Source organism: Synechococcus sp. R6-7 (assembly GCF_047461695.1).
Taxonomy (GTDB): domain Bacteria; phylum Cyanobacteriota; class Cyanobacteriia; order Thermostichales; family Thermostichaceae; genus Thermostichus.
The window spans coordinates 1-2,919 of record NZ_JANSHS010000314.1 but is presented as its reverse complement, the minus strand read 5'-3'; the positions used below and the strand labels follow the sequence as shown (position 1 = coordinate 2,919).

The 2,919-nt window shown below is 59.1% G+C and carries 3 protein-coding genes; 1 reads left to right on the top strand and 2 read right to left on the bottom strand.

Features of this window, described 5'->3' with window-relative positions; genetic code table 11:
* On the top strand, nt 1–970 hold a 970-nt coding region (locus NW815_RS09610), incomplete at its 5' end, for a carbohydrate porin (protein ID WP_414415949.1).
* A gap of 127 nt (nt 971–1,097) precedes the next feature.
* Here NW815_RS09610 and NW815_RS09605 read toward each other — a convergent pair.
* The gene (locus NW815_RS09605) at nt 1,098–1,937 is read right to left on the bottom strand and encodes a DUF6671 family protein (protein WP_414351723.1); all 840 of its coding nucleotides are present in this window, start codon (nt 1,935–1,937) and stop codon (nt 1,098–1,100) included.
* A gap of 69 nt (nt 1,938–2,006) precedes the next feature.
* Nucleotides 2,007–2,919, bottom strand: a 913-nt coding sequence (locus NW815_RS09600) for a SulP family inorganic anion transporter (protein ID WP_414415948.1), incomplete at its 5' end; no start/stop codon positions are given.

The following is a 2,919-nucleotide window of genomic DNA, read 5'->3' as shown; positions in this document are numbered from 1 at the left end:
CCTGCGCATTCGTCTCCAAGCTCGCGATGCTGTGACTGAGTTCTTTGATGGGGATCCCGGCCTTGAGTTTGGCGGCCGTGGCGGCGGCACTTTCACCCTGGCCAAGCTGATCTACCAATTCCCAGCTTTCAACCGAGCAGCTACCATCTACACAGGTATCGTTGGCTCAGGTGTGTTCGATGTATTCAACTACAGCACACCCTTCGAAGCTCTCTCCGACTTCGCCGACGCTCCCAACTCCACGGCGGACGTGCCAGGTGGAGCTCTGTTTGGCTTCCGCTACCGCCTCTCGGATCAACTACGCTTGGCCTACAGCTACAGCACCAGGAACGCTCAAGCCTTGGGCAAGGGCTTCGGCGACAGCGGTATAACCGGTAGCGATAGCGCCCACGCGGTGGAGCTGGGCTTCCTGCCGAACGAAAACCTGGAGATCTACCTGCAGTTTGCCAGTACCTATCTGCAGAAGGCAAACGATGGCCCTGAGTTCTTGGCCAACGGTACAGCCCTTTTCCGTGGCCCTCTGCGGACGACGACGGTAGATGTTTCTGCCCGTGTCAATGCTTTCTCGGTGGCAGCCAACTGGGAGCTTAGCCCTCGAATTACCGTATCCGGCTGGTTTACTGCTGGCAATGTGGATTACAACTTGCCCAACGTGGTACCGGCTGGCACCATTGATCCGGGTGATGAAGATTTCAACGGGTTCCTGTTTGGCTTTGCTTTCCCGGATCTCTTCATTGAGGGTGCTCAGGGCGGTGTGGTGTTTGGCCAACCGATTGTCAGCACCGAGGAGGGAGTTTTTGACAGCCGTCCTTTCATCGTGGATGTTTACTACAGCTTCCCGGTGAACGAGTACCTCACCCTTACCCCGGCAGCCTACTTTGTGAGCAATCCCAATGGTGGGCCTAGCAAGTCTGGGGATACCGATCCAACCATCGGCGTGGGTGTCTTGCGAGCTGTGTTTACTTTCTAGTTCTTAAAATCCCTGCGCTGACATCCAAGTTGCTAAGTAGGGATCCACTGGGTTGGATCCCTATTCTCTTACATCAGCCCCTCTGGGGGGATGAAAGCCTGGGCTTGACGTCAAGCTTGGGACAAAGCTAGGGATTACAAAAGGCACACTGAGCGGGATCCGCCCAGGGCTCTGCCACAGGCTCGGTGTGGGTGTGGGAACAGCGAGCACAGCCATATACCCAAGCCTTGGCCACGGGGGTGGGGGCGCCACATTGGCCGCAGGGCAGTCCAGAGACCGAGCGGATCTGCCAGTAGCCAGGAGTGCCGCAGGCCGGGCACAGGCTTTGGGCTTTGGCGATTAGGTTTTGGGTGGCGGCTGCGATGACTTGGAGCCGGGTTGGGTTGCACATGGCCCGCATGTCGGTTTCCAGATGCAGGCCACCCTGCCGAGCCAGCAGCTCCCCCACCACCTGCTTCAGGGTTGCTTCGTCTTGGATTCCTTTGTGGATAACCTGGGGCTTTTCTGGCTGGTCGAGGGCGATCAGAGCGTGCTGGGGAAAACCCGCCCTTTGGGCAAAGTCCAGCGCTTCTGCCCAGCTCTGCACCCAGCGATGGCCGAAATTGGTTTGGGTGCTCTCTGCATAGCCGACCAGCTCCAAGGGCTCCGCGCCGGGTTCAAAAACCCTGAGCATGACCCATTCTTGGTTCCAAGGGATCCAGGGAATCTGAGGGTGGGGGCCAAAGGACCCCTCGCTGGCCAAGCCCAGAGCTTCAGGATGATCCTGCAAAGCCCTTGCAATCTTCAGGCGCAGAGTGTGGATGGGATCCCCCGGTCGGGGCCGCTCCCGCGAGAAGGTGCCCAGTTGGTCGGTGTCGAAAGCTACTACTTGAACTTGGATCCCCAAATGTTCGGCCAGGAGAGGGCCGATGACCTGCTCTTTGCGATGCATGGTTGCCAAGTAGGCGACCCGACCCTTCCATTGCATAGACTCAGACTTAACCTAGATCTGGCAAACGGATCCCGCAGCTTTGTGGCTCAGGCCAATTGGGGTTACTCAAACCAGGGGACTGGCCTCGAGCGGCAAGCCCAACTGGGCAACAGCCTCGGCCAAAGCCACCTCACGGCTGTCCACAAACCGCTCTGGGGGCAGCGGCAAATGTAGGTTTTCCAGGCGCTGCCGGATCCGACCCTTGGCCCCAACAATCCACACCTGTTTACCCCGATCCAGGGCCTCGCGGATGGCATTTTCCAAGGATAGCGTCGCCGAAACGCCCAGCATCGGCACATCTGATAGATCCACCACCAGCGCTTGGCAGGAGGCCACCGCCTGATGTTGGCGGGAAATGGCTTGGGAAACCCCGAAGATCATCGGCCCGCTCAGGTAAAACAGCAACACCTGCCCGCATCCCTGGCGCAGCAATTCCCTCTCACGGGGAGTGAGATCCACCGCATCATCGGCATCGGTAATGGCTTTCACCTCTTCGGAGTGGATCTCGCTGAGGCGTTGAATGGTGAGCAAGTTGGCCACAAACACTCCCACTCCCACTGCAGCGATGAGATCCACAAACACCGTCATGAACATCACTCCGTACATGATGGCTGCCCCTTTGAGGGAAAGGCGGTGGGCCCGCTTGAGGAAGCTCCAGTCGAGGATATCCACCCCCACCTTAAAGGCGATCCCTGCCAGCACCGCCATTGGGATCCCTTGCGTGAGGGGAGCGGCAAACAGCACCACCATCAACAGAATGAGGGCGCGGGTGACGCCCGCCAGAGGGGTACGTCCCCCCGACTGGATATTCACCACCGTGCCCATGGTTGCCCCTGCTCCCGGCAGCCCTCCCATGAAGCCGGACACCAAGTTAGCGATCCCCTGCCCGATCAGCTCTTGGTCGGAGTCGTGGCGGGTGCGGGTGAGGTTATCGGCAATGACTGCCGTCAAGAGGGTATCGATGCAGCCCAGCATCCCC

Coding starts and splice junctions, on each gene's coding strand:
- NW815_RS09605 (WP_414351723.1), bottom strand. CDS start 1,937: ATGCAATGGAAGGGTCGGGTCGCCTACTTGGCAACCATGCATCGCAAA.